The 26,310-nt window shown below is 59.6% G+C and carries 23 protein-coding genes and 2 pseudogenes; 19 read left to right on the top strand and 6 right to left on the bottom strand.

Features of this window, described 5'->3' with window-relative positions; translation table 11 throughout:
• Nucleotides 1-56 precede the first annotated feature (56 nt).
• The 14 genes and pseudogenes from J3R84_RS10425 (at nt 57) to J3R84_RS10360 (ending at nt 14,525) form a co-directional block, all read left to right on the top strand.
• The gene (locus J3R84_RS10425; protein WP_203528186.1) at nt 57-326 is read left to right on the top strand and encodes a hypothetical protein; all 270 of its coding nucleotides are present in this window, start codon (nt 57-59) and stop codon (nt 324-326) included.
• On the top strand, nt 319-3,375 hold the full coding sequence (locus J3R84_RS10420) for a hypothetical protein (RefSeq protein ID WP_203528184.1): 3,057 nt from the start codon (nt 319-321) through the stop codon (nt 3,373-3,375). The genes J3R84_RS10425 and J3R84_RS10420 overlap by 8 nt, the downstream gene beginning before the upstream one ends.
• A complete protein-coding gene (locus J3R84_RS10415) occupies nt 3,375-5,414 on the top strand; it encodes a hypothetical protein (RefSeq protein WP_203528181.1) in 2,040 nt (679 codons plus the stop codon). Before J3R84_RS10420 ends, J3R84_RS10415 begins: the two co-directional genes overlap by 1 nt.
• Nucleotides 5,392-5,934, top strand: coding sequence for a hypothetical protein (locus J3R84_RS10410; RefSeq protein WP_203528179.1), 543 nt, complete (start codon nt 5,392-5,394; stop codon nt 5,932-5,934). Before J3R84_RS10415 ends, J3R84_RS10410 begins: the two co-directional genes overlap by 23 nt.
• A gap of 27 nt (nt 5,935-5,961) precedes the next feature.
• Nucleotides 5,962-7,596: a site-specific integrase gene (locus tag J3R84_RS10405; RefSeq protein WP_203528177.1), complete on the top strand. Its 1,635-nt coding sequence runs from the start codon at nt 5,962-5,964 to the stop codon at nt 7,594-7,596.
• 391 nt (nt 7,597-7,987) lie between these two features.
• Nucleotides 7,988-8,266, top strand: a pseudogene (gene thyA, locus J3R84_RS10400) (thymidylate synthase); the annotation flags it as partial.
• A gap of 151 nt (nt 8,267-8,417) precedes the next feature.
• The gene (locus J3R84_RS10395; protein ID WP_025427674.1) at nt 8,418-9,023 is read left to right on the top strand and encodes a glutathione S-transferase; all 606 of its coding nucleotides are present in this window, start codon (nt 8,418-8,420) and stop codon (nt 9,021-9,023) included.
• Nucleotides 9,016-9,552, top strand: a complete 537-nt coding sequence (locus J3R84_RS10390) for a dihydrofolate reductase (protein WP_025427673.1) — start codon at nt 9,016-9,018, stop codon at nt 9,550-9,552. The genes J3R84_RS10395 and J3R84_RS10390 overlap by 8 nt, the downstream gene beginning before the upstream one ends.
• Nucleotides 9,553-9,805: 253 nt before the next feature.
• On the top strand, nt 9,806-10,903 hold the full coding sequence (hflK, locus tag J3R84_RS10385; protein ID WP_025427672.1) for an FtsH protease activity modulator HflK: 1,098 nt from the start codon (nt 9,806-9,808) through the stop codon (nt 10,901-10,903).
• Entirely contained in the window at nt 10,900-11,823 is a 924-nt protein-coding gene (gene hflC / locus J3R84_RS10380) for a protease modulator HflC (RefSeq protein WP_025427671.1), read from the top strand. Before hflK ends, hflC begins: the two co-directional genes overlap by 4 nt.
• A 7-nt stretch (nt 11,824-11,830) precedes the next feature.
• Nucleotides 11,831-12,016 carry a DUF2065 domain-containing protein gene (locus J3R84_RS10375; RefSeq protein WP_025427670.1) on the top strand — a complete coding sequence of 62 codons (186 nt, stop codon included), beginning with the start codon at nt 11,831-11,833 and terminating at the stop codon, nt 12,014-12,016.
• A 5-nt stretch (nt 12,017-12,021) separates the two neighbouring features.
• Nucleotides 12,022-12,408 carry an ACT domain-containing protein gene (locus J3R84_RS10370; RefSeq protein ID WP_025427669.1) on the top strand — a complete coding sequence of 129 codons (387 nt, stop codon included), beginning with the start codon at nt 12,022-12,024 and terminating at the stop codon, nt 12,406-12,408.
• Between the two features lie 466 nt (nt 12,409-12,874).
• The gene (locus J3R84_RS10365) at nt 12,875-14,314 is read left to right on the top strand and encodes a DegQ family serine endoprotease (protein ID WP_371412250.1); all 1,440 of its coding nucleotides are present in this window, start codon (nt 12,875-12,877) and stop codon (nt 14,312-14,314) included.
• 40 nt (nt 14,315-14,354) lie between these two features.
• Entirely contained in the window at nt 14,355-14,525 is a 171-nt protein-coding gene (locus J3R84_RS10360; protein WP_156408090.1) for a hypothetical protein, read from the top strand.
• Nucleotides 14,526-14,644: 119 nt separating this feature from the next.
• Here J3R84_RS10360 and J3R84_RS38480 read toward each other — a convergent pair whose 3' ends face one another.
• Entirely contained in the window at nt 14,645-14,773 is a 129-nt protein-coding gene (locus J3R84_RS38480) for a hypothetical protein (RefSeq protein ID WP_255569857.1), read from the bottom strand.
• Here J3R84_RS38480 and J3R84_RS10355 point away from each other — a divergent pair.
• Complete coding sequence (locus tag J3R84_RS10355) at nt 14,772-15,248, top strand: LysR substrate-binding domain-containing protein (protein ID WP_203528173.1); 477 nt, start codon at nt 14,772-14,774, stop codon at nt 15,246-15,248. The genes J3R84_RS38480 and J3R84_RS10355 overlap by 2 nt on opposite strands.
• 272 nt (nt 15,249-15,520) lie before the next feature.
• On the opposite strand, the gene J3R84_RS10350 is transcribed toward J3R84_RS10355, so the two are convergent.
• Nucleotides 15,521-16,096: a GNAT family N-acetyltransferase gene (locus J3R84_RS10350; RefSeq protein ID WP_025427666.1), complete on the bottom strand. Its 576-nt coding sequence runs from the start codon at nt 16,094-16,096 to the stop codon at nt 15,521-15,523.
• Complete coding sequence (gene serB, locus J3R84_RS10345; protein ID WP_025427665.1) at nt 16,093-16,980, bottom strand: phosphoserine phosphatase SerB; 888 nt, start codon at nt 16,978-16,980, stop codon at nt 16,093-16,095. The genes J3R84_RS10350 and serB overlap by 4 nt, the downstream gene beginning before the upstream one ends.
• Between serB and miaA the strand changes: the two genes are divergently transcribed.
• Entirely contained in the window at nt 16,979-17,890 is a 912-nt protein-coding gene (gene miaA, locus J3R84_RS10340; RefSeq protein ID WP_203528171.1) for a tRNA (adenosine(37)-N6)-dimethylallyltransferase MiaA, read from the top strand. The two genes, serB and miaA, sit on opposite strands and share 2 nt — an antisense overlap.
• A gap of 166 nt (nt 17,891-18,056) precedes the next feature.
• Here miaA and J3R84_RS10335 read toward each other — a convergent pair.
• Nucleotides 18,057-19,199: pseudogene (locus J3R84_RS10335) on the bottom strand (sulfatase-like hydrolase/transferase); the annotation flags it as partial.
• A 186-nt stretch (nt 19,200-19,385) separates the two neighbouring features.
• Between J3R84_RS10335 and J3R84_RS10330 the strand changes: the two are divergent.
• Both J3R84_RS10330 and cax read left to right on the top strand, forming a co-directional pair.
• Nucleotides 19,386-19,727 carry a potassium channel family protein gene (locus J3R84_RS10330; RefSeq protein WP_025427662.1) on the top strand — a complete coding sequence of 114 codons (342 nt, stop codon included), beginning with the start codon at nt 19,386-19,388 and terminating at the stop codon, nt 19,725-19,727.
• Between the two features lie 61 nt (nt 19,728-19,788).
• Nucleotides 19,789-20,889: a calcium/proton exchanger gene (cax, locus tag J3R84_RS10325; RefSeq protein ID WP_057211147.1), complete on the top strand. Its 1,101-nt coding sequence runs from the start codon at nt 19,789-19,791 to the stop codon at nt 20,887-20,889.
• Nucleotides 20,890-20,918: 29 nt separating this feature from the next.
• Here cax and J3R84_RS10320 read toward each other — a convergent pair whose 3' ends face one another.
• Nucleotides 20,919-21,320 (bottom strand): VOC family protein, encoded by a 402-nt coding sequence (locus J3R84_RS10320; RefSeq protein WP_025427660.1) that lies wholly within the window; start codon nt 21,318-21,320, stop codon nt 20,919-20,921.
• Nucleotides 21,321-21,589: 269 nt separating this feature from the next.
• The gene (locus J3R84_RS10315; RefSeq protein WP_162174744.1) at nt 21,590-23,614 is read right to left on the bottom strand and encodes an ATP-binding protein; all 2,025 of its coding nucleotides are present in this window, start codon (nt 23,612-23,614) and stop codon (nt 21,590-21,592) included.
• 216 nt (nt 23,615-23,830) lie between these two features.
• Between J3R84_RS10315 and J3R84_RS10310 the strand changes: the two genes are divergently transcribed.
• On the top strand, nt 23,831-26,272 hold the full coding sequence (locus tag J3R84_RS10310) for an arylsulfatase (protein WP_203528169.1): 2,442 nt from the start codon (nt 23,831-23,833) through the stop codon (nt 26,270-26,272).
• The last annotated feature ends 38 nt before the right edge of the window (nt 26,273-26,310 follow it).

Below are 26,310 nucleotides of genomic sequence, written 5' to 3'. Positions count from 1 at the left end.
GCTCGCTGCATTTAGCCACTTTGTATTCCGATGTTTTCGCCCGACCGGAGGTCGTGATGACCGATATCGTGAAAGTCGCGTCACAAATGGCCGTTGAGGTTTCTCGGAGCTTGACATTGGAGGCGATGTTGCTTGCGGACCTTGCGGCTGGGTGCCTACCGAAGGGGCGGCGGGCCGGCATCTCGAATAGCATTTTAGTGTTCTATGAGGATGTCGTCGGCGCTTGCAGTCAACGCGCTGGAATCATCGCCCCAGAAGATTGGCTGGCATCACTTGTGGAGGATAATTATGCGAAGCTGATGAAGAGCGGTATCCGACATGGATGACGCGATAGCTCAGCAATTCTTCCCGGCCGGCACAGCTGAAGTTGGTCCGTCTGCGCCACAGGCATCAAGCGATACAGCCTCCTTTCAGTGGGACCTGATTGATCGGTTCCCGCTGCTTGCCAAGCACCAAAACTACAAACCTTCCTCGACGCGCTTCGCGATCGTTCAGGAGCTCAATTGCGCATTCGAAGCAAACGAAGTGCCTCGCGCTCCCCGGGACGCGGGTATGATCAACCGCAAATATCTCAGCGACCGGCTGGGTGTGAGCATTTTTACCGTCCGACGGTATCTTGATGTGATCGGAGACTATGAGTCTCTACTGCCGTATTTCGCTGCTCCGGAGCGGGGCAGGTTCGGATCAACACCCAACCGTAAAAACGTTTTGGATGACGCCGCACGCTTCGTGCTTGAGCAGTTCCCGTCTTTGGAACACCATCAGCGTTATCCGCCAGGTTCCACGGCATTCCGTTTGGCGAATTTGTTGAACAAGTCGATTTTCGAGGAGGACGTGGCTCGAAGCCGTAAAGGACGATTCAATCAGACGCCGATCGCCGAGGAGCTGGGCTTCAGCCGGTCAGCATTGACATTCTACAAGGAGATTCTCGCAGATTACAATCGTTGCATTGGTACGTGGGAGGATGTCTTCGAGGCACGCGTCCCGTCGATGCGCGAATGGCTACACAACCACATTGCGGAAGGGACGCTAGAGCTTAGAGACGGACAGGTAAATCGCCAGCAGTTATTCTCCGATCTGGGTTATCCAAAGACTTGGTCGTATGATCGATATCCCACTCTGCGCAAATTTTGGGATGAAGCTGATGCTCTAGTTACACAACTGGGATATCAACCAGCGGAGATTGTGCAGCGCCTTAGCCTCCTTTCACAGAAGCTTTCGAATGACCCACCGGTTGGCAAGGACGGTTTTACGATAAATCGCATTCAACTTGGGCGTGACCTCGGTTGGAGCGCGAAAACAACAACGTCCATGCCGTACATTGCCGTCATCTTGGCAGCCGAACAGGAATTGCGGGGTCGGATCGAGTACGATCCTCTAATTCTTGTCATCGAGGGGAAGCAGTACAAATTCAATGCTCTGCTAAGCCAGGGCTGGAACTATCCTTTTCTTGTGGACCTTCGAAAAAGCTTCCAAAAGTTCTATCGAAATCGGAAGATGGCTACACCGGCGTTCTACGCCATTCGAGACGTGCTTGCGCATATCAGCTCTTCGAGTTCCGACGCTGCCAGGGCGCTGCGTGAAGCCATTCAAAATCGCGTACCTCTACGGTACTTGGAAGCGGAGTGGTCTCGCATCGGACTGGAATACCGCGATTTAATCCGACTCCGTTACCGCACGACCACAACTGCGAACAAAGTGCTGGGAACGACCAACTCGCTGATGCGTAGACTGGGTACCGATGGGGTTTTTCCCCCACTCATGGTCAAGCTCCGAAGGTTGAGGGTCGACAACCATGGGCACCTTCGTTCGGTGGCGGAAGTCTCGGCGGGACGACCGTCACACAGTCAAAATCCGCATGTTGATGACTACCTCCGGTTCGCAACATCAATGCTTTCGAAAGCCGCAGCAATTCGCAATGTCGAACTCACAGCATCTGAGGAAGGCGACTTCAGCGCAGCACTTCGGGTTGAGCTTGAAAGGAGAGAATACAAGGCAAGCGAGAATCCGGCGTATGTCATCCTAACCGTGATCGAGCGCCGGTTGGAAGCCCTGAAAACGGAAGCTATGAAAATCATCGACAAGGCTCGTGCGCTTTTGGAGACGGGCCAGGAGCTCCTCGAAAAGACCAAGAGCGTTTTAGTCGATTGGCGGGCGAAACTGGAATTGAAGGGCACGGAGTATCAGGCTTTTCTCGAGGAAACGTTTCCGATCGAAGACGATAGACGAGACGAAGGCCTCGGCAATCTTCTGAGAATTGTTACTAACGACTTCGGCCGTCGCTTGCCGGTTGGTAGAAAAGATCGAGGCGGGGTGTCGTTTCTAACGCAGCGTGCCGACGGCTACGGCGGAACCAAATTGGTTCAGTCTTATTTGCTTCCTTCATCCGATGCCGTATCCGCGTGCCTCACCCTCTATCTCTTGGCTTCAGGAAGTAACATCGGCGTCGGCCGCACGCTTGACGATGACTGCCTGGAAACGTCAGAGGAGCCGAATTCCACAAGAATCACCGGTTTCAAGGCGCGGGCAAAAGGCAAGCCAATTCACACGACTCTGTCCGACAGCAGTGCAGCTGTCCGGTCGATGCGATGGCTGGACAGTGCCACACGCGTCGTGAGACCAAGCAAAGGTAAGTGGGCGAAGACATTTTTCATCTGCCTTAACAGGAACGGTCTTGGAGAGCTTAGCGATCACATTCATAGGCGACGTTTTAAGGAGATGGCTGAACGCTCGCCGGATTTGCAAGGCTTGGGTCTCACTCCAAACATGTTGCGCCCATCGATTTTGCTCAGGGCAGCCCTGACGCAAGACGGGCGGACAAGTCTTTCCCGCGCTATCGGTCAGCACTCTCGGATCGTCAATCAGGGTTACACCGGTAAATACCCCACGCGCTTTCTCCATGATGTAACGATCCGTCACTTCATGCACTCCATGGAAACTGTCGTAGTCCGAAACGTCGAGGAAATCCACGAGGCTCTCGGGGTTTCTGTCGAGGATTTCGAAGCGCGAATCGAAGGCGTCATGGCAACAGGGCTCGGTGTGCTTTGTCGTGATCGGCAAGGACGCCCTGGAAGCGAGGGAACACCCTGCAAATCACTCGATTGCTGGAATGATTGTCCCCAGCTCTTCATCGTTGCGAGGGAGAAGGACATGGCGATCCTTCAGATATGGCAGGCATCCTTACGTGCGGTCGAGGGCGAGTGGATGCGCGACAGGCCGGAACGATGGGGAGAGGTCTGGTTGCCCTGGCTTTGTTTCGTCGATGCTGTCGAACTCAAGATGCGACAAAACTTCTCCAGTGTGTGGAGAGCAGCAACAGCAATGGCGACAAGCGTGATGTCGAACCCAAATTTTCAGTTGATGAGGTTGTTCTGATGCCAGTGAGGCTAAACCAGAAGCCGTCCGTCAAATTTTCCGGAGTTAATCCTGCGTCCAGAGAACGCAGCTGGCTGGACGGTCCGTACGGAGCTCATTCGTGGAAGATAAAGTCAGGCGCGGGTGAGGTCGACAGCCAAGTTGTGCATTTCGATGTCAAAATGGCCGACGGCCGGTCACTGATCGAGCATGTCGAACTCTACGCCACCGCGAAAGAGTTTGTTTTCTGGATCAGAGAAGGAATCTACACCAGACTGGATTCTACTCAGCGGCATATGCAGTATGCAAATACAGTCAAGTCGATATGCTACGCGATGACGTCTCGGAACATATCGTCGTTCGCGATGCTCACTCGCGAAGACATCGACGAAATGACCGAACAGGCCTCTTTCGGCCGCGACCAACTCTCGAATGTCTCAAAGGTAGTAAAGGCCAATCTTGATGGATTTCAGGAATGGGCAGACGTACCCGAACATCTGATGCTGAATGGCGGGTTCAACAAAAAGGCTTTTCGCAGAGAACTTGGCCTTCCTGAGAGCTGGTCGAAGAAGGAGGTAAACCAGGCGTTCGCGGCCGCCAGCGCCAGGCTAAACAATAAACTTCTGGCGCCTGTCGCAAAGGCCCCGCTTGTTCCAGTTACGGAACAGAACGTTTCCACCGTAGCGATGACGTTCGAAGCGGTACATTTGCTAAGGCATTTTATTGAAGCACCGACAATAAGCTTTCGACCGTATTTAGAGGGAGCGGGCAAAAGGGCACTAAGTCTTGGTCGCGAAAGCAAACGAACGCCCATCCCGCCGCCCGAACTTGCGCTAAAACTGATGGAAGAGAGCGCTCGGGTAGTCGCCACCGACGCGGAACGCGTGGCCTCAAGCTACCAGGAGGTGTTGAAATCTGTTGGCATGGGGAAGGACCTCCCACCCCTCAAGTTCGATGCGTTGCTGCCATCTATTCAGCGCGTTTTCTGCGCTTGCTATATCTTGATCTGCTCGTTCACCGCGAGGCGAACATCTGAAACGATGAGGACGCCCCGAGACTGTTTGGCAGGCACCGATGATTATGGTTGGTGGATGAAGGTCTACATCGCGAAAACCCAGCGAGATTACACCTGGATTCCCGTCCCTAAAATCGTTGAACTTGCGGTAAGGACGCTCCAATCATTTACCTCAGAGATATTCGACGAAAAGCAGAAGTTGATCTCCTACTACAATCCAACGGTTGGGACGTACGTTTCGCCGAGAATACACGCCAACATCAACGAGTTTGCGGGTTCCGTAGGAGCGACCCAATACGTGGACACGAAAAAAGTGCCGCGTAACTGGCATTGGGTGACGCGGCAATTTCGGCGCTTCTTCGCGGTATTGTTCCATTACCGTTACAAAGGCAAAATCGAAACGCTGGCGCATCATCTTCGTCATTTCGATTTGGAGGTCACAAATGATTATGTGACCCTCGATCCGGACAATGCGCGCGTTTGGGCCGAGGAGGCTTGGAATTTTCAGATCGGCATTGCACGTAGCGTGGCGTCAGGCGAGACAACATATGTCGGCCCTCTAGCTGAACAGCTTAAAAAGCTGGCCGCACGGCTCCGCAGAAAATTCGGCGAGATACGGATTGTCACTGAATCGATGGCAAAAATGCTTGCCGGCACCATGGGTAGAAACCAGCTTGTCCTTTCTCCCAAACTTTGGGTCACGTGCGCTTGCCCGAGGACCCGAAGCGGTTGTGCAAGGGCGGCTTGCCAAAAGCTGAACGGGAGCGATACGGACATCGGGCCAAACTTCGCAGCTGCGGGGCCGCACGTTTGCCCGGGATGCCCTTTCGCCATTTTCGATAGCGACAACCTCTCTTTCATTGATCAGGAACTGGAATTCCTATCCCACACCGCGAACGCCCAGGGTGAGGCCAACACTATATTCGGAGAGTTGCAGAGGGCGAATGTGGTGGTGCTTTCGCAGTATCGTGACAAGCTCAAAGCTGCCGCAGAGAGCGAACCGTCATCAAGGGAGGCGTTTCATGGCAGTGAAGCAGCAACTTGAAGCCATGAAGGTTCTGTTTGAAAAATGGGTCGAAAAGGGTGTGCCCAAAGGGGTTACGGTTCCGAGAACCCTCTCTGATGCGGTAGGTTGGTCCTGCCCAGAGTTTGGAATTCGTGGAGTTGGAAGCAAACGAGACCTCAACACCAAAAGCGAGAAATATAGCGAGGAATCTACAGAGATCGCTAGGCTCTTAGACGACCTGTATTCTGCCGCGGTTAAAGGACCTGGGGAAGCGAAGGTCGAACCTGAAAAGCCGAAGCGAAAGCGCCAGTACGTTTCCCGAGAGGTCAGAGACCTCGCGACGGAGGAGCGGTTGAAAGGTCTCAAAAAGCAGGTGGAATTGGCAAACGGGAAGGTCCACGTGGCCCGAGACCTTGTTGACGCAGCCGAGGCTGCCTTGAAACGTGAACGGTATACTATCAAGCAACTAACCAGCACGATCAAATCTCTGGAAGCGGAAAATGCGGAACTCAAACGCATCGTTGCGACCCAGGGTGGGGCGCTTACATTGGTACGTTGATCCATGGCTCGATCTACGGCAGCCCAAATGAAACTGTTTGTGGAAGGGCTCGAGAACCTGCTCGTAGGCTTAAATCCTGCGGATGTGCCGAACAGGGCCGGCCGTTACTCGCGTGAGTGGTTTGCTTCGCGGATCGGGTGCGCAACGGCAACGCTGACCAGTAGTACAGCGCTACGGCGCATGTTGGGCGACTGGGAAAGGGATAACCCCGCGCCAGCAGATTTCGGCAAGCTCGCTGGTCTCGAGTCAAATGCAGCCGACAACGTTGTTGTCTTTTCTTCGCGAGTAGCGGACGCATCGATTTGGCGCGTGCCCGTGCTCGTTAAAACCCGTCAGCTGATCGTGCCAACCCTAATCTGGGACGACGAGGGCTTCGACGATTGGGTAGGCGACTACGCGCGGTACTTAGTTGTTGAGCGAAAGCAAACCCCCCAGAGCGTTGAAGAGACGATAAAGGACTTGCGCGTAGTTCGACGAGCTCAACGCAAACGCTCGCTTGAATACCATGAGATCAACGATGGGTTTCTACTCGAGCTGCAGAGCGAATTTGCCAACGCGGGAGTGTCACCCCGGCAAAGTGACGGATACATTATAGCACTCCACGACTTCCTTAAATGGGCGGAGTCGAAAGGCCGCTTGAAAAATCAGGTGCAGGTCGCCTCGAAGCACGACTATCCAGAGGACATGGCCGACTACCCGTTTCCGGTCACCAGCGAGCAGGTGCAAGTAACCGGGCGTCATGGAAAAACTTACATGAAATGGGTGTCACCGTTGCTGATCCGCGGTGGTCACAGCACGTACGGTACAAGACATACTCCGACAGGCGACGAAATCGAAGAGCTTCTGCGTCAGATCGATCTGCACTCCAGGAACATCGGCAGAGACAAGCTTATTGTGAGCTGCCCTTTTATGAGTGGCGCTCGGGTCAGCGAAATGGTCCAGCTGTATCAGAGCGACTTTCCCACCCCCGATACCGTGATGGGCCTATTCGACGAGGGAATGCCGCCATACCTTGAAGTCAAGGTAGTCCGGAAGAACAGAGGGAAAAGCAATCTACGGATTCCGCTCGATCTTGTCCTGATGATTGTTGATTACCTCTACAATGACGAGCAGCGAAAGCAAGTCATCCGGGACCTTGGTCTGGAAGGCCAAAACAACCTTCCGCTCTTCATTTCCGAGAAGACCGGCAAGGCGCTTACCACCGATAGTATCACGCGGATTTGTGGATTTTTCTTCAGAAAGGCTCGTATCAAAAAGGCCAACATTCATCGCTTGCGTGCACGATACATCACGGAGGTGATAGAGTATCAGCTTGACCTGCTGGCTGAACGGGGAATGGATGTCGACCCGACGACCAACTGGCAAGAGACTATCCTTACCATGGCGGTCCAACTCATGGGCCAGGGACACCGAATTTCACTTCAACCGTACTTGAACGAGATTCTCGTCCGCCGCACCACTGCAGAGGGCAAGATCGAGCCGCGATCCGTCGAGGCTCGCGAGAAAGCGCTAGGTGAAATTCAGAAACAAATGGCAGGCCGGTTCAAGGCTTATAAAGTCCTGTCGGACGCCGAGAGACTGTTGGCTGAAGGTAATTATGAAGCTGCCGCCGGTATTCTCGAAAGGGTTTTGGATAGCATTCGGAACCGACGTGCCGGTTAAGCAGCCCTTCACATGGAACGTTTCAGTTCTCGTCGAGGGCTGATGTTGTCACTGGTTTTCTCTCTTTAGCGTTGCAGGTCGGATCGGAACGTGCGATAACAGTCTTGCGGTAATGGGTTGGGGAGCCGACGATCGCGAAGGGTTAAGTTGATGAGTCAGGTGGCCAAGAGGCCGCCTTTTTTGCGTTTCATATATGCAATCTTAGGTTTGTCTTTTTTCTTTTTGAAGCAACCTTCGGTTGCCATCACCCCTGGCGGGGTGCAAAAGAGGGGAGATGAAAGAAGGGTTAAATCACTATTGGGCTACCATTCGTGGGTCAGGACCTTACTTTGAATTAAACATAAACTGAGTCGTAGGTCGGTACCAAATGAATGCCAAAAGTGTTGATGTCGGAAAACCGTTCAACATCGCCTCCTACGCGCTTCTGACGATGATGGTGGCGCAGGTGACCGGGCTGAAGCCGGGCGATTTCGTCCATACCTTCGGCGACGCGCATATCTACCACAACCATTTCGACCAGGCACGGCTGCAGCTTGCCCGCACGCCGAAGACGCTGCCGACCATGCAGATCAAGCCAGACGTCAAGGATCTGTTTTCGTTCCGTTTTGAAGACTTTACCCTGGTCGGCTACGAAGCTGATTCAACCATCAAGGCGCCGATCGCCGTCTGAGGCGTCGTCGCCTCGGGGGTGCGGGCAGGCGGTCGATACGGGCATTCGCGTAACGGCGGCAGACCGGGAGGGTTTGCCGTTTCTTACGGAGTTCAGATGTTACAGCGGCCTTTGCGCATCATGTTCGGCGAGGCGCTGTCGGGAGGTTTCGATGCTGACGCTCGTCCACGCACCCTTGTCGCGCTCGTCGCGTATCGTCTGGCTGCTCGAGGAGATCGGCGCGGAATACGAGATCCGCTATGTCTCGATCCGCCGCTGGGATGGCACCGGCGCACCCGACGACAACAATCCGCATCCGCACAAGCAGGTGCCGGCGCTCTTGCACAAGGGTGCGCTGATCTGGGAATCGGCGGCCGTGGTACAATATCTCACCGACCTTCACCCCGAATGCAGTCTCGGCCGGGCGCCCGGCCATCCCGAGCGCGGCGCCTATCTCTCCTGGCTTGCCTATTATGCCGGCGTGATCGAGCCGACGGCGCTGGCCCACATCACCGGCGCGACGATCAACAATCCGGCGCAGGCGCGGCTCTACAGCGAAATGTGCGCCCATGTGATCGACGTGCTCAACCGACAGACCTATCTGCTCGGCGCGACGATGAGCGCCGCCGACCTGCTTTTGGCCAGCGCACTGCAATGGATGCGCAAGATCCTGCCCGAGAGTGAGGTCGTCGACCGCTATATCCGGGTGGTCACGGACCGGGCAGCCTATGTCAGGGCAAGTGAAATCGACAGCAAACCGAATGGGTTCCATGACTGATACCAGCACCAACGAGCCGAAAATCTCCATCGTCGTCGCGGTTGCCGCCAACGGCGTCATCGGCCGCGACGGCGATCTGCCGTGGCGGCTTTCCACCGATCTCAAGCGCTTCAAGGCGCTGACGATCGGCAAGCCCGTGATCATGGGGCGCAAGACCTGGGCCTCGATCGGACGTCCGCTGCCCGGCCGAGCGAACATCGTCATCAGCCGCAGCGCAGATTTTACTGCTGAGGGCGCGACCGTCGCGCATTCGCTGGAGGAGGCGCTGGGCGCAGCGCGGCGCGAAGCGTCGGCATCAGGGGCAGACGAGATCTGCGTTATTGGCGGCGGCGAGATCTACCGGCAATCGATCGGCGTCGCCGATATCCTGCACATCACAGAGGTTCAGGCGGAAGTCGAAGGCGATACTCGCTTTCCGGATATCGACCCTGACGTTTTCGACAAGGTGTTCGAAGAGGACCTGCCGCAGGGCGAGAAAGACAGCCATGCCATGCATTTCGTGACGTGGCGGCGCCGGGCCACGCGCTAATGCATGCCTCCTAAAATCGGCATCGATCTAAGGAGAAAGTTATGCAGCGAGTTTGAAGCGCTGTCCTTGGCGCGTCATGTTTGGCGCGCCGCGCGTAATGGGCCATTCGTCAACTATTTTGAACCATTTACGGTGAACTCTGGCGTATCGCGTTGAAAGCGGTGCATGTCATACCTATAACGGGTTCACATCGTGGACGTCCGTGCATTCGCGCGGCAGTTCAGCGTGAGCAGTATTCAAAAGAGAGGTTTTGATGCCCTGGAGCAATCAGAATGGCGGCGGCGGCCCTTGGGGCGGCGGCGGCGGCGGAGGCAATCAGGGGCCATGGGGCCAGGGGCCGAACCGGCCGCGTGGCGGCGGCAAGGGCGGACCGCCGGATCTCGAAGAGATCATTCGCCGTGGCCAGGATCAGCTGAAGAACGTCGTTCCCGGCGGTTTCAACGGCGGCATCTTCGCCATCGTCGGCCTGCTGATCGTCGGCTTCATCCTGATCAACTCGATCTACACCGTCCAGCCGGATGAACGCGGCGTCGAAATGCGCTTCGGCAAGCCGAAGGACGAGATCTCGATGCCGGGCCTGCACTATCACTTCTGGCCGCTCGAAACCGTCGAGTTCGTCAAGATCACCGAGCAGCAGCAGAACATCGGCGGCCGCAACAGCGGTCAGTCCAATGCCGGCCTGATGCTCACCGGCGACCAGAACATCGTCAACGTTCAGTTCTCGGTGCTGTTCTCGGTCACGGATCCGAAGGCCTACCTCTTCAACGTCGAAAATCCGGCTGACACGCTGCAGCAGGTCGCCGAAAGCGCGATGCGCGAAGTGGTCGGCCGTCGTCCGGCCCAGGACATTTTCCGCGATAACCGTCAGGCGATCGCCGCCGACGTGAAGAGCACGATCCAGGCAACGATGGACAGCTACGGCGCCGGCGTTTCCGTCAACACCGTGGCGATCGAGGATGCGGCCCCGCCGCGCGAAGTCGCCGATGCGTTCGACGAAGTGCAGCGTGCCGAGCAGGACGAAGACCGCTTCGTCGAAGAAGCCAACCAGTACGCCAACCAGATCCTCGGCAAGGCCCGCGGTCAGGGCGCGCAGATCCGCGAAGAGGCAGCCGCCTACAAGGGCCGCGTCGTCAAGGAAGCGCAAGGTGAGGCCCAGCGCTTCATCTCTGTTTATGACGAATATTCAAAGGCGCCTGATGTAACCCGCAAGCGTCTCTATCTCGAAACGATGCAAGGCGTTCTCGGCAAGTCGAAGAAGGTCATCATCGACGAGAAGAACGGGCAGGGCGTCGTGCCCTATCTGCCGCTGAATGAAATCGGTCGGCCGGCACAGTCGGGAGGCGCACAGTGATCAACAATCGTACTTCAATCATCCTGATCCTGCTCGCCGTCGTCCTGGTCGGTCTCTATTCGTCGATCTTCGTGGTCAACGAACGCCAGCAGGCGATCGTCGTTCGCTTCGGTCAGATCCAGGACGTCAAGACCCAGCCGGGCCTCTACTTCAAGCTGCCCTTCGCCTTCATGGATGCCGATCGCGTGCAGTATGTCGAAGACCAGGCCCTGCGCTTCGATCTCGACAACATCCGCGTCCAGGTTTCGGGCGGCAAGTTCTATGAAGTCGACGCCTTCGTCATCTACAAGATCGCCGATCCCCGTCGCTTCCGCGAAACCGTTTCGGGCGACCGCGATTCTGCCGAGGCACGTCTGCGCACCCGTCTCGACGCATCGCTGCGTCGCGTCTACGGTCTGCGTGGCTTCGAGGCAGCGCTGTCCGACGAGCGTGCATCGATGATGCGCGAAGTTCGCGCCGACCTCAAAACCGATGCCGAATCGCTCGGCCTCAACATCGAGGACGTTCGCATCCGTCGCACAGACCTTACGCAGGAAGTCTCGCAGCAGACCTTCGACCGCATGAAGGCCGAGCGTCTGGCGGAAGCCGAACTGATCCGTGCCCGCGGTAACGAAGCCGGCCAGCGTCGCCGCGCCATCGCCGACCGTCAGGTCGTCGAGATCGTCGCCGACGCCCAGCGCGAATCGGAAATCCTGCGCGGTGAAGGCGAAGCCGAACGGACGAAGACCTTTGCCGACGCATTTGCGCGCGATCCGAAGTTCTTCGAATTCTACCGTTCGATGACCGCCTATACGGAGTCCATCGGTAGCTCGGACACGACGCTCGTGCTGTCGCCGCATTCGGAGTTCTTCCGTTATTTCAATGACTCGGAAGGCAAAGCACCGGCTGCGACAGAGACGCAACCGGCGACCGGGAACTAAGCGGACAATGTCCGACTTTCTGACCGGGATTGCTTTTTTCCTGATCATCGAGGGGCTGGTGTACGCACTGGCCCCTTTGGTTTTAGTGGAATTGGCGAAGCGTTTGCCGTATGTCCCGGAGCATCAGCTTCGACTGGCCGGGGTATTTTCCGTTGCCGCCGGTGTCGGACTTGTCTGGTTGCTTCGAGGATAATGCGAATGCCACATAAACTGCTGATCCGGCTGGTCGATGCCGAATATGCGATCACCCGTCTCAATGTCGGTTCCCAGATGCCGGAATGGCTGCCGGGGCCGGGTTTCTGGACCGTGTCCAGCTCGCGAGAGGAAATGACCCTCGTCTGTCGCGCCGCGCGCGTCCCTTCCAGCACCCAGAGTTCGCTCGGCTGGCGCTGCTTCCGTATCGAACAGCATTTCAGCGTCGACGTGCCCGGCGTGCTTTCTTCCGTGCTCAGGCCGCTGTCGGCCGCGGGCATCGGCGTCTTTGCCAATTCGACCTTCAGCACCGACTATATCTTCGTGCCGGGCTCCGATCTCGACAAAGCGGTGCAGGCGCTGAAAGAGCACGGGCACGAGATCACCATCTGATCTACTGCATAATTCCTTAAATCGGATTCGATTTAAGGAGAAATTATGCAGTGAGCCTGAAGTGCTACAGCGTCCTTAGCGCGTCATATTTGACGCGCGGCGCTGTAGGCTCCGTATCCGCACTTTCGAGCGGATCAGAAAATCGTGTCTGGACGCTTCTGAATTCCGCCGTATCTTCACTGGAAGATCGGGTGCAACGTGATCCCCGGATCGCGTCGCTGTCACCGGCTGCATAAGTCTTCCGATCGGGATCGATCGTGGGATAAATTATGCGGCAAATCAAAGTCGCTGCAGCGACCCTTGCTCTTTGTCGGGCGCATGGGGCTGCAGAGCATCGCATGACGCGGCTACCTTCAAGGGCGCCGCACCGCCGAGACAATGTGAGGAGCTCCGCGAATTGTCCACTCGATCGAAATCCTTCGGCGCTCTGGCGCTGGCCGCCACGCTGCTTCTGTCCAATGCGGCCATGGCGCAGACGGCCGCCGTTCGCCCGCCGAGCAATGGCCCCGCATCCGTCGCCGACCTTGCGGCCGGCCTGCTTGATGCGGTCGTGAACATTTCGACGTCCCAGCGCGTCAAGAACGACGACGATGCGCCGACGCCGCAGGTGCCGGAGGGCTCGCCCTATCAGGACTTCTTCGACGAGTTCTTCAAGGGGCAGGGCGACAAGGGCGGCAACCGCCAGCGCACCGTCAATTCGCTCGGCTCCGGCTTCGTCATCGATCCCGCCGGCGTCATCGTCACCAACAATCACGTGATCGAGGGTGCCGACGATATCGAAGTGATCTTCGCCAATGGCAGCAAGCTGAAGGCCAAGCTCGTCGGCAAGGATACCAAGACCGACCTCGCGGTGCTCAAGGTCGAGCCGAAGACGCCGCTGAAGGCAGTACCCTTCGGCGATTCCCGCAAGATGCGGATCGGCGATTGGGTCATGGCGATCGGCAACCCGTTCGGCTTTGGCGGCTCTGTCTCCGTCGGCATCATCTCGGCGCGCGGCCGGAACATCAATGCCGGCCCCTACGACAATTTCATCCAAACGGACGCCGCCATCAACCGCGGCAACTCGGGCGGCCCGCTGTTCAACATGCAGGGCGAGGTGATCGGCATCAACACGGCGATCATTTCGCCGACGGGCGGCTCGATCGGTATCGGCTTCTCGGTTCCGACCGAGCTTGCCGCCAATGTCGTGCTGCAGCTGAAGGATTTCGGCGAGACGCGGCGCGGCTGGCTTGGCGTGCGCATCCAGCCGGTGACGGACGATATCGCTGAAAGCCTGAAGATGGCCTCGCCGCGCGGCGCTCTGGTCTCGGGCATTATCGAGGGCGGGCCGATCGCCAAGGGCGAGATCAAGGCCGGCGACGTCATCATCAAGTTCGATGGCAAGGACGTCTCCGAGATGCGCGACCTGCCGCGGGCGGTCGCCGAAAGTGCCGTCGGCAAGGCCGTCGACGTGGTGATCATCCGCGACGGCAAGGAGCAGACGGTCAAGGTCACGCTCGGACGGCTCGAGGATGGCGAGGGCATCGCCAATGCCGCGGTAACCACCAATGAAGAAGGCGGCGAGGACAAGAAGACGGATCAGCCGCCGGCAGCCGAGCTGCCCGCCACCGACACGGTGCTCGGCATGAAGCTGACCACGCTCAATGCCGAAAGCCGCAAGAAGTTCGGCATTGCCGACGATGTCGAAGGCGTGGTGATCGCCGAGGTCCAGGCAGGCTCTGCCGCCGCCGAGCGGCGGGTGGAGCCGGGTGACGTTATCGTCGAGGTCGGCCAGGAAGCGATGGATACGCCTGACGACGTCTCCGAGCGCGTTGAAGAGCTGAAGTCCGACGGCCGGCGCAATGCGCTGCTGATGCTTTCCAACAAGACCGGCGAATTGCGCTTCGTCACCGTGCGCATGGAATAGGACGGCGTGGCGCGATGGCCTTTTCCTGAATCCTTTCAGGATGATCGCGCCGTTCTCTCCCGGCTTGATTCCGATCCCTGAGATTTCGATTCAAGGCGGTGTCTTCCTTGAACCGGCAGCGGTCGAAGCTCAGTATTATGCGGTGGCGCTTCGGGCGATCTACAGCGTCGCGCGTCTTATTGGACGCGCAAAGGTCGCTGTCGCACTTTGAATTGCTGCATGTTTGGTAGGTCCTGTCTTACGTCCGGCACTGTGGTGACGGGCGGTGGCCGCTGTCTTGGAGGTACCGCCTGCAGCGCCGTTGGGGAAAGCGGTGCGGCGGCCCCCCCCTCAGTCTTTGGCGCAGGGCACGCCGTGGCTGGCGGTCCGTTCCGGTCGGGTGCGGTGTATGTCGTGCCGCAGGGGCTGAAAGGTCATCAGGCGCAGCGCGTCGATCAGGGTCTCGAGGATGGCGTACATGGCCGGATCCTCCTTTCTGGTTCCTCATTTCAACGCACTCGTCGAGGCGCGACGGCTTGCGCAGGTGGAGATGATCCCGGTGATCGCGCCGGAGCTTGCCCGGTCCGGCAGGCCCTTGTTGATGCCTGTCGATCTCATGCAGCATGCGCTCCTGCACGAGGACAATCGCGAAGCATGGCAGCAATGGTTCACTGCTGCCGGGGCGGGACCGGTTCGCATCGAGCGGGGCGCGATCTTTACCGATGGCGCCATGGTGCTGCAGGCGGCGTTGCGCGGCAACGGCGTCGGGTTGGTCGATCGCGACCATGTGCGCGACGAGCTTGCGGCCGGGCGCCTGCTGCAGCCGTTCGATGTCTCGGTGCCCTATGGCGCCTTCTTTCTCGTGGCGCGGCGGTTCGACGCTTTGTCAGAGGCGGCGCAGGCGTTCGTCACTTGGGTCGAACGGAGTTATCCGGGGGCAGGGCGCGGGGGGTGACGTCTCGGATGGCGTTGCGAGATGTTCCGGGTGGGTCGCCCCTCATCCGCCTGCTGGCACCTTCTCGCCGCCTGCGGGGAGCAGGCTCGGATGTGACCGGACTGACAACGCGCAAACGTTGCGGATTGGCGAAGAGGGTTCGGCTTGCGCATCTCTCCCCGCTGGCGGGGAGAGATGTCCGGCAGGACAGTGAGGGGCAAGCGCAGCGTCATGAACTGCAAGCGGCTGACGGATGAACCCGCAAGCCGCCGTTTACCGGCGCCGCGGCGCTTTCACGCCACGTCCTTCGCCCGCTGTGCCTGCCATTCCGCCCGGGTGATTGCGTAGAGCACGTGGCGAACGAGCTGCGGTTTGTCGGCGGGGATGCGCGGGTGGTTGAAGTCGCGTGCGGGGTCGCGGTGCATTCCAAGGCGCGCCATCACCGCCGTCGAGCGTGTGTTGTCGGGGACGGCGAAGGAGACGATTTCGCGAAGGCCTTTTTCGTCGAAGCCGTAGCGCAGGAGGTCGGACGCTGCCTCGGTGATATAGCCCTTGCCCCAGAAGGGGGCGGCGAGCCGCCAGCCGATCTCGACGGTGCCTTTCGGCAGGTGGGGCTCGAGGTCGGTATAGGCGAGGCCGCAGAAGCCGATCGGCCGGTCGTCTTTTTTCAGCGCGACAGCGAAGAAGCCGAGCCCCGTTTCGGCGATGCCCTGGCCGACGCGGTCGAACAGCGCGTCGGTTTCCTCCCGGTTGCGGCGATGGGGGAAGAACGCCATCACCTCGGCATCATTGTTGATCTCGAAGAAGAGATCGCGGTCGGCCTCCTTCCAGGCGCGGATGCGCAGGCGTTCGGTCTCGGAAACGATCATCTGACGAAATCGGTCTTTCGATAGCCCTGCAGATAGAGAAGGGCCGTGAGGTCGCCATGGTCGATGCGGACCTTCGCCTGTTCGGCGACCACGGGCTTGGCGTGCAGCGCAACGCCGGTGCCGGCGAGCTGCAGCATGCCGAGATCGTTGGCGCCGTCGCCGACGGCAAGCGCCTCGTCGGTCGAAATGCCGAGGCGGCCGGCAATGTCGATGAGCGCATCGACCTTGGCCTGTTTGCCGAGGATCGGTTCGGCGACCTCGCCGGTCAGCGTGCCGTCCTTCTCGATCAGCGTATTGGCGCGGTTTTCCTGGAAGCCGAGCATGTCGGCGACCGGGCCGGTAAACACGGTGAAGCCGCCGGAGATGAGGGCGGTGTAGTAGCCCTTCGCCTTCATCGTGGCGATCAGCTCAGGGCCGCCCGGCGTCAGCGTGATGCGCCTGGCGATGACATCGCCTACGACGCTCGAAGGCAGGCCCTTCAGCAGCGCGACGCGCTCGATCAGCGCCGGCTCGAAGGCGATCTCGCCGTTCATGGCGCGGGCGGTGATGGCGGCAACCTTGTCCTTGAGGCCGACTTCGGCGGCAAGTTCGTCGATGCATTCCTGGCCGATCATGGTGGAGTCCATGTCGGCGATCAGAAGCTTCTTGCGCCTGGTGTCGGCGTCCTGGACGGCGACATCGACAGGCGTTCCGTTCAGCGCGCCGCGCAGCGCCGCCTCGGCGGCAAAGGGGTCCGTGCCGTCGGTGAGCGCCAGGTCGCAGGCGACGCCGTCGGCGAGCCAGTAGAGACCGGATGCCCTAACGGCGTCAGCGGCGGCTTCCGCGAGCGCTGGCGTCAGAACAGGATTTGACGGATTGGCGATAAGCGTGGCAACGAGAGCCATGGACAACAACCTTGAAACCGATACGGACGCGATCCTGATAACCGGGCCGACCGCCAGCGGCAAGTCCGCGCTTGCGGTCGAATTGGCGCGCCGGCATGACGGCGTGGTCATCAACGCCGACAGCATGCAGGTCTATGACACTTTGCGGGTGCTGACCGCGCGCCCTGACGAGGCCGATATGGGTGGCGTCGAACACCGTCTCTACGGCCATATGCCTGCCGGTCAGGCCTATTCGACCGGGGCGTGGCTGCGCGAGGCGCAAGCGCTCGTCGCCACGCTGCGCAAGACCGGCCGGTTGCCGGTCTTCGTCGGCGGCACCGGGCTCTACTTCAAGGCGTTGACCGGCGGGCTTGCCGACATGCCCGAAATTCCGGCCGCCATTCGCGAGCGGCTGCGCGAGCGGCTGATGCAAGAGGGGCCGGATGGGCTGCATGCCGAGCTTGCCGCGCGCGACCCGCAGACGGCAGAGACGCTGAAGCCCGGCGACGGCCAGCGTATCGTGCGCGCGCTCGAAGTGGTGGAGGCGACCGGCCAGTCGATCCGCCTCTACCAGCAGAAGAGCGGCCCTGAGATCATCGATCCGCAACGGGCGCGAAAGCTTGTCGTGCTGCCGGATCGCAAGGTGCTGCACGATCGCATCAACCGCCGCTTCGGTATGATGCTCTCCGGTGGGGCGATCGACGAGGTGCGTGCGCTCTTGGCGATGAACCTCGATCCGGCCATGCCCGTGATGAAGGCGATCGGCGTCAGCCAGATTGCCGCGCTCCTGCGCGGCGAGATCGATGAGGCCGAGGTGATCGAGACCGGCGCCGCCGCAACCCGGCAATATGCCAAGCGGCAGATGACCTGGTTTCGCAACCAGCTCGACGACAGCTGGCAGCGCATCGAGAATGCTGCCGAGGCTATTTGAGTTCCGGCGGGCGATCGCACCACCGGATAACGATGTGTAAAATTCAGACTTGCAGGACAAAGCCGCCATTCTCGGCGGCTTTGTCGTTTGGTGCGGAAGTGTCGTGGTCAAGACGCGCCGCGGTCGACGGCGCGGCTATGCGGGCGACCACCTTCGGGATAGGTGATCAGTTGCCTGTTGGCATCGGGATACTAAAACCGTCCTTTGACAACTCATCGCGTAGCCACTGGAATTGTTGGTATTTCGAGATCTCGATCGGACCGGAGTAGCTCGCGCTCTGCAGCTTGCGCGGCGGATACTTTACATAGGTTTCCATCAGCTGTTTGATCGCGTCGCCGATGGTGACCATCGTCCAGGTGCGCTCCGTGTAGTTGTTCATGAAGATGTCGTAGCGCTCCTGCGGGTCCTGCCAAAGATCGAAGACCTGCGGGACCGTTGCGACATATTTGGATGCGCCCTTCCAGCCAAGGTTCGAATCGACCGCCAGTCCTCCCGTCGACTGACCGTCGTCGCCGCGCAAATTGAACACCGCCTTGTAATTGCCGACGCGGGCAGCGCCGGGCGAAAGTTCGTTCTCGGTGAAGTAGAACCAGGACGTGCGTTCCGACTTGCCCGTACCGAGCAGGATCGGCGACATGTCATAGCTGTCGAAGATGGTCGGCTGGCCCTCGCGGTCCTTATCCGGCAGGGCGACGCCGGCGACGGAGGCGAAAGTCGCCATCAGATCAAGCCCGCCGACGATATCGTGGTTCTTGCTGTTTGGCTTGACCTTGCCCGGCCAGACAGCGATGGCGGGAACGCGATTGCCGCCTTCGCGAACGGTACCTTTGGTGCCGCGGAATGGCGTGTAACCGGCGTCGGGGTACACGTCCTGCCAGGCGCCGTTATCGGTGGTGTAGAACACGAGGGTATTTCTGTCCAAGCCGGTTTCATGGAGTTTGTCCATGATGCGGCCAATGCGGGTGTCCAGTTCCACGATGCTGTCGGCATACTTCGATTTCGACATCGACTTATGCTCGAACTCCGGTGCAGGCAGGTTCGGCTGGTGCACCTTCATGAAGTTGACGCTGATAAAGAATGGCTTGTCGGATTTGGATGCGTCGTCGAGGAAGCCAACGGCGGCCTTCTCGACGTAGCTATCGAAGAACGGAATACCGACAACACCCGGTGCACCGTTGATCGTCGGCGTATCGACGTACTGGCCGTTGATCTTGAACTCTTCCACGGCTTTTTCACCCGCTTTGCCTGACAGAGCGCCTTTGGTCACTTTCTGGAACATCGCCCGCAGCTTCGGATCCATGTCGGGGAACCGCAAAATCCGCTCGATGGCAGCCGACCTACCTCGTTACCGTTACAGAGTTGACATTTCTCCACATTAGATCACCCTAAATTGTAATCTGGACTGCAGGGGTAATCTGGTCGTCGGCATTATCTGGAAATGTCTTTCAGGCGGCCATCATGGGGATGGCGGCTTTCGTTTCTCGGGCAGGGTCCGATGGGTACTAAGCGCACAAGACGGATCTTCTTCATCGAGTTCTATCGCCAGCTTGGCGTTGTCTGGCCAATCCTGTCCGGCATGCTTGGCATCATGCTCGGGTGCGGCCTGTTGATCGGGCGAATAGAGGAATGGCGGATGATGGACACGCTGTATTTCACCTTCGTGACCGGTCTTACCATCGGCTACGGCGATCTGGTGCCGAGCCACTTGTCTTCGCGCGTGCTGGCCTTGCTTATCGGTCTTACGGGGATTGTGCTCACCGGCCTCGTGGCAGCCGTCAGTGTCCAGGCGCTGAGGACTACGGCCGATGATAGCAACGGGCGAGATTCGCCAGACTGAGCCTTGTTTGCTGTCGCCGGCCGCATTCCGGTCGAGAAGCCTCGATGCATTTGGGGGTCTCATGAGCCAGCTTTGGCACGAAATTCGGCACACTCCGCTCCTCTGGCTCCTGGTCCTGGGGCCGTTGGTGCTGGTGGCGCATAGTGCCGCACCCGATGCGCACACGCTGCTTTTCCTGCTTTCGGTCTTGGCGATCATTCCGTTGGCAACTTTGTTGAGCCATGCCACCGAAGCCGTCGCCGCCAGGACGGGCGACACGGTCGGCAGCCTTCTCAACGCAACACTCGGCAATCTGACCGAGCTTATCATTGCGCTGGCCGCCTTGCGGCTTGGTCAGTACACGCTGGTGAAGGCCTCATTGGCCGGCGCCATCGTCTGCAACACGCTTTTCATGCTGGGCGCTTCATTCCTGCTCGGCGGCCTGAAATACCACGTTCAGGACTACAATCGCGTCGGCGCCCGCCTGCAGACGAGCATGCTTTTCCTGGCAACGATCGCCCTTATCGTTCCGTCGGCAATGGCCGAGGCCGATAGTCTCGCAGCGGCACCGGACTTCATGCAGGAGTTGAGCTTCGGTCTGGCGATCGTTCTGATCATCGCATACGGGTTGGGCTTGTTCTTCTCCCTGAAAAGCCATCGCGAATTCTTCGGCAGCGTCGAGCATGCTGCCACCTCGGACGATGCTCCCTGGCCGTTGAGTGTTGCGCTTGCGACGTTGGCCGCCGTGACGGTCATGGTCGCCCTAGTCAGCGAAGTCTTCGTGGAATCGGTGCAGCAGGCGGCCGAGACGTTCGGAATGACGCCGGCATTCGTCGGGTTTATCGTCGTGGCACTGGTGGGGGCGGCGGCCGAAATGGCGTCGGCATTTTCCGGCGCTCGCAAAAACCGGCTGGACCTGAGCGTCGGCATTGCGCTCGGTAGTGCTGCCCAGATTGCCCTTTTCGTTGCTCCCGTTCTCGTGCTTTTGAGCTACGTCATCGGGCCGACGCCGATGGACCTGCAGTTCTGGCCGGGTGCGGTCACCATGGTGCTGCTCTCCACCATGACGGCCTTCATCGTCACGACCAGCGGCCGGGCCGCGTGGTTCGTAGGCGTGCTGATGCTCATGGTCTATGTGATCTTCGCCATGACGCTGTATCTGCTGCCGCCCAAGCTCTTGTGAGCTCGCACGCAGGCAAAGGACCCAGCTGTTCAGGGCAGGTTGATCTGCCAGGAAACGCCGAAGCGATCGTTGACCCAGGTGAAACGCCGGCTGAAGCCGTAATCCTCCGGTGGCATCAGTATCTTGCCGTCCTCAGCAAGAGCGGTGGAAAGACGAGTGAGTTCTTCCTCGCTGTCGCAATCGATGAAAAAGGAGAAGGACGGGGTGAAATCGAAGGCGTGGCTGACCGGGCTGTCGATGCATTTCACCGTCTGGCCGCCAAGGCGGAAGGCTGCCACCTTGACGCTGCCTTCGGCACCCTGTTCGCCAGGGCCATAGCGCTCGATCGACAGGATCTCGGCATCGGGAAACAGCGAGACGTAGAGCGCCATCGCGGTCTCGGCCCTGTTGCTGCCTTGGAACATCAGGAAAGGGGTGACGGCTGCTACCATGTCTGCCTCCTGCGTCGAATGTTTTGGCCGCACGCCGCGGCGCTGTTTTGATGTCGGCTTGGCCCCGTACTGGAGAACGGCCAGGTCGGCCCTGCGGTTCCCGCTCCTTTGACGCGCCCGTGCCTTTGCTGGCGCGAACGCGGGCGCACTTTTGCCGCACGCGGCGGGGGCGCACAAGTCTGTCCGATCTGCTGATGTCCGGTGGGGAGGGTGAAAACGCCTTGAGGGGCCGGCGCGAGCCGAAGCCTGCCGAGGCGCACCTGCGCGTCTCAGGGTTTGCGGATGATGCTGCCGAGCGGCCGCTTGAGCAGGCTGTCGCGCAGCGAGCCTTCGCGTCGCGGTTCGGTGGCGGGGCGGACAGCATAGGCATCAGTCGGTGGCGGCGGGCGATAGCCGGCCGCCGGCTCCGGTGTCTCGGTCAGAAGCTGCTGGCGGATCTGGTTGAAACGCTCGAGCTGCGGATTGCCGGGCTCGGGCGCGCGGGGCAGCATGTCGGGGCGATAGGGCTCGATCTCCGCTACGTCATCGTCGTCGAAGCCGGCAGGCGCCGGTTCGTCGCGGGTCTCGGGGCCCAGTTCTGCGGCCCAGAGCCGCTCGTCCTGCTCGTCGGTGGTGGCGGCCGCCAGATAGCTCTGCTGGAAATTCGAGATGTTCGGGCCGGTGATCGCCCGCATGCGGTTGACGATCGAGCGGATGTCGACGGTCGGCGGCGCGTCCTCGTCGACCCGGTCGATAATCCCGTGGGCGCGGGGCAGCCGCTCCTCGTTGACGCGGGTAAAGCGCATTCGCATGGGCACGGCGACCGCCTCGCCGAAGGCGATGGCTTCGCCGTTGCCAATCGATGAGATGAAACTGGTGGTCGAGATCGACGAGTTGGGAATGGCCGAGCGGATGATCTCCTGGTCGCGGTCGTTGGCGAGCCGCATGGCAAAGACCGTCGAGCACTGCGACAGGATCGTCGGGTCGAGTTCGCCCGGACGCTGGGTGATGATGCCGAGCGAGACCCCGTATTTTCGGCCTTCCTTGGCGATGCGGGCGATCGCCTGGCGCGTCGGCAGGAAGCCGAGCGACGGGTCGGCGGGCACATAGCGGTGTGCCTCTTCGCACACGACCAGCATGTGGATGCCGCCACTGCTCCAAAGGCCGATTTCGAACGCCATGCGGCAAAGCACCGAGGCGACGGAATTGACGACTTCCGACGGGATGCCTGCGAGTTGGAAGGTGGCGATCGGCCGGCCCTCGCCGGGAATGCGGAAGACCTTGGCGATCGTGTCCTGGATCGTGTCGGAGATCGTGTTCGACGAGAACATGAAGTGGTAGCGCGGGTCGTTGATCGCCGAGACGATCCTGACCTTGAGCGAACGCAGATGCGGCTTGTCGTTTCGCCCTTCGAGCCGGCCAATGCGCTCGTCGATCAGCGCCAAGAGGTCGGCGATGCGATAGGGCACGGGGGTATCGGCGGTAATCGAGCTCTTTTCCGTCTGGCGGCGCACGAGGCCGGACTCGGCGCTGCCCTTGAAGGCTTTCTTGGCGTCGGGAATGACGTCGCGCAGGATGTCGAGTTCTTCGGGGATGGCGGGACGGCCACGGAAAATGACCTCGGCGAACTCCTCCAGCCGGAAGAACCAGAACGGCAGGTCAAGCGTATCGGGGTCGATGACGACAGCAAGTTCCGGGAAGGCGGCGGCAAATTCGTTGTGCGGGTCGAGGATCAGCACGCGCAGTTTCGGATCGGCGGCAATCGCCTTGTTGAGCAGCAGCGTCACGGCGGTCGACTTGCCGACACCCGTGGTGCCGACGATGGCGAAATGCTTGGCCAGCATCGACGGCACATGGATCGTCGCGTCGAGGCTTTCGTCCTGGGTCAGCTTGCCGATGATGCAGCAATCGTCCTGGCCGGAATCGTAGATGCGGGCGAGATCGGCGGTGCGAATGCGATGGGCGACCGCACCAAGGTAGGGATACACGCTGATGCCGGCGGAAAACTCCTCACGGCCTCCGGGGCCGACATGGACTTCTCCCATCAGCTCGACCTCGATGCGGAAGGTGTTGTCGGTGTCTTCGCCCCATTCGCTGCTGGCCGTCTGCATGGAATAGACGAGGGCAACCACACGGTTTCTTCCGACCGTGATCGAGATCAGCCGGCCGACCGACCAGAGTTCCGTCAGCGAGGTTTCGCCCTTTTCCGCGACGGCAGCAATGGTTGCGCGCGAACCGCTGCACGCGACGACGCGGCCGAGGAAGCGATTGCCGGGCTTCAAGCCGTCGCGGCGATCCTGCTCTCCGGCACGCATCGAGGAATGAAGATCATTGTTCAGCAACGCACAACCCCGGCACAACGGTCCTTCATGTTAGCGCGGGGGATTTAACAAGTGGTTTCGGCATTGGCTGCGACGATCAGGCGCGAACGCTGCCAGCGACGCATGGCTGGTGCATTGCTCGCATCAATTTATGCGCGTACTCTAATATAATGAATTCAAAGTGTGCCTGAGCCACGGGAGATTTTCCTCATGAAAATTTGTCACAGCATGCTTGCGGGCGCAGGTTTTCTCGCCATGAGTTGCATCCCCGGGTTGGCGCAGGAGGTCAAAGGTCTCCCGGGTTCTCCGGACGCCACGATCACGATTGACGGCAAGCAGCTTCCCCAAGCCGATCCGCGCTTCGGCGGCGTGATCAATCAAAAGGCCTCGGAGTCGCAGCCCTGGTGGGCCCCGCGCATCGCGCCGCCGCAGGGCGCTCCCAACGTGCTGCTTATCATGACGGACGATGTGGGCTTCGGTGCGCCCGGCACCTTTGGTGGCGTCGTCCCGACGCCTGCTCTCGATCGCATCGCCAACGAGGGCCTGCGTTTCACGAACTTCCACTCCACATCGCTGTGCTCGCCTTCACGAGCGGCATTGATTACCGGCCGCAACCATCACGTCGCCGGCTTCGGTGTCGTTGGTGAGATGGCAACGGGATATCCTGGCTATAACTCGATCATCCGCAAGGAGAACGGCACCATCGGCACCATTCTCAGGGACCATGGCTATGCCACCTCGTGGTTCGGCAAGAACCACAACACGCCCTTCTATCAGTCAAGCCAGGCGGGCCCGTTCGACCAATGGCCGAGCGGAATGGGCTTCGAATATTTCTACGGCTTCGTCGGGGGCGACGCGAGCCAGTGGCAACCGAACCTGTTCCGCAACACCACGGCCATCTACCCGTTCGAGGGCAAGCCCGATTGGAACCTGACCACGGCAATGGCCGACGATGCCATACAGTACATGACGCAGTTGAAGGAGATCGCGCCAGACAAGCCGTTCCTCGTCTACTACGTGCCCGGCGGCACCCACGCGCCGCACCATCCCACGCCGGAATGGATTAAGAAGATCGGCGATATGCATCTCTTCGACGAGGGCTGGAACAAGCTTCGCGAGACCATCTTTGCCAACCAGAAACGGCTGGGCATCATGCCCGAAAATGCCAAGCTGACGCCTTGGCCGAAGGAACTGCCGGAATGGGATACCCTCAATCTTGAGCAGAAGAAGCTCTTCATCAAGCAAGCGGACGTTTATGGAGCCTATCTCGCCTATACCGACAATGAGATCGGCAGGGTCATCCAGGCGGTCGACGATCTGGGCGAACGCGACAACACGCTGATCATCTACATCAGCGGCGACAACGGTGCGAGCGCCGAAGGCATGGTCAACGGCACGCCGAACGAGTTCACGACGTTCAACGGCGTTCCGGTCCCGGTGAAAGACCAGTATCTCTGGTACGAATTCTGGGGGTCGGACCGCACGTTCCCGCATTTCTCCGCTGGTTGGGCGTGGGCGATGGGCACGCCGTTCAAATGGATGAAGCAGGTGCCGTCGCACTTCGGCGGAACGGCTCAGGGCATGGCGATGTCGTGGCCGGGCCACATTGTTGACGCGGGAGGTATCCGCCGGCAGTTCCACCATTTCATCGACATCGTGCCGACGATCCTTGAGGCGACCGGTATCACAGCGCCGGACACGATCAACGGCATCCAGCAGCGCCCCTTCGATGGCGTGAGCATGATGTATACCTGGGACAAAGCCAACGCCGAGGCGCCATCCACGCGCAAGACCCAATATTTCGAGATGCTCGGCAATCGCGCCATCTATCACGACGGCTGGGTGGCGGCGACGACGCCAGCGACCCTGCCGTGGGAGCTGAGCGCCAAGACGCCTCCCGATGTGATCTCCGGATACAAATGGGAGCTCTACAACGTCAAGGACGACCCCACCCAGTTCGACGACCTTGCCGCCAAGATGCCAGACAAGCTTAAGGAAATGCAGGCGCTGTTTTATTCGGAGGCAGCAAAACACGACGTCTTGCCGCTGGATAACTCCACGCTCGCCCGCTGGAACGCGCCTCGTCCGAGCCTGACGGCGGGACGGGCGGAATTCACCTATTCGGGCGAACTAAGCGGTGTGCCAGCCAGTGCTGCGCCGAAAATACTGGACAAGTCCTACAGCATCACGGCCGAAGTCGAGATACCCGAAGGCGGAGCGGAAGGCATGATCGTCACCGAGGGTGGGAGGTTCGGCGGTTACGGGCTGTTCCTGAGCAAGGGAGAACTGGGATTCGGGAGCGGTAAGGTCGTCTTCCTCTATAACCTGCTCGACCTCAAACGAACCACATGGGAAGGGCCCACACTGGATGCCGGCAAGCACACCATTGTCTTTGACTTCAAGTCGGACGGCCCAGCGCTGGGTCAAGGTGGCACGGGTATCTTGACCGTGGATGGCAAGGAAGTGGTAAGGAATTCGCTGGATCACACCACGCCGATCACGTTTCCGGAAGACGAATCTTTCGATGTTGGCCTGGATACGCGCTCCGGCGTCGCGATGATCGAGTATCGCTACGATCCACCTTTCAGGTTCACCGGCAAAATCGACAAGTTGACTTTCAAGTTGAGCGAGCAGCCAACAGCGAAGCCTTAGGCTGTTCAGGCAGCCTTGAAGCGCATGGTTGAATGAAA

The sequence above is a fragment of the Ensifer canadensis genome (assembly GCF_017488845.2).
GTDB classification, from domain to species: Bacteria; Pseudomonadota; Alphaproteobacteria; order Rhizobiales; family Rhizobiaceae; genus Ensifer; species Ensifer canadensis.
The sequence above is the reverse complement of the archived record's forward strand: the minus strand, read 5'-3'. Positions and strand labels throughout refer to the sequence as shown.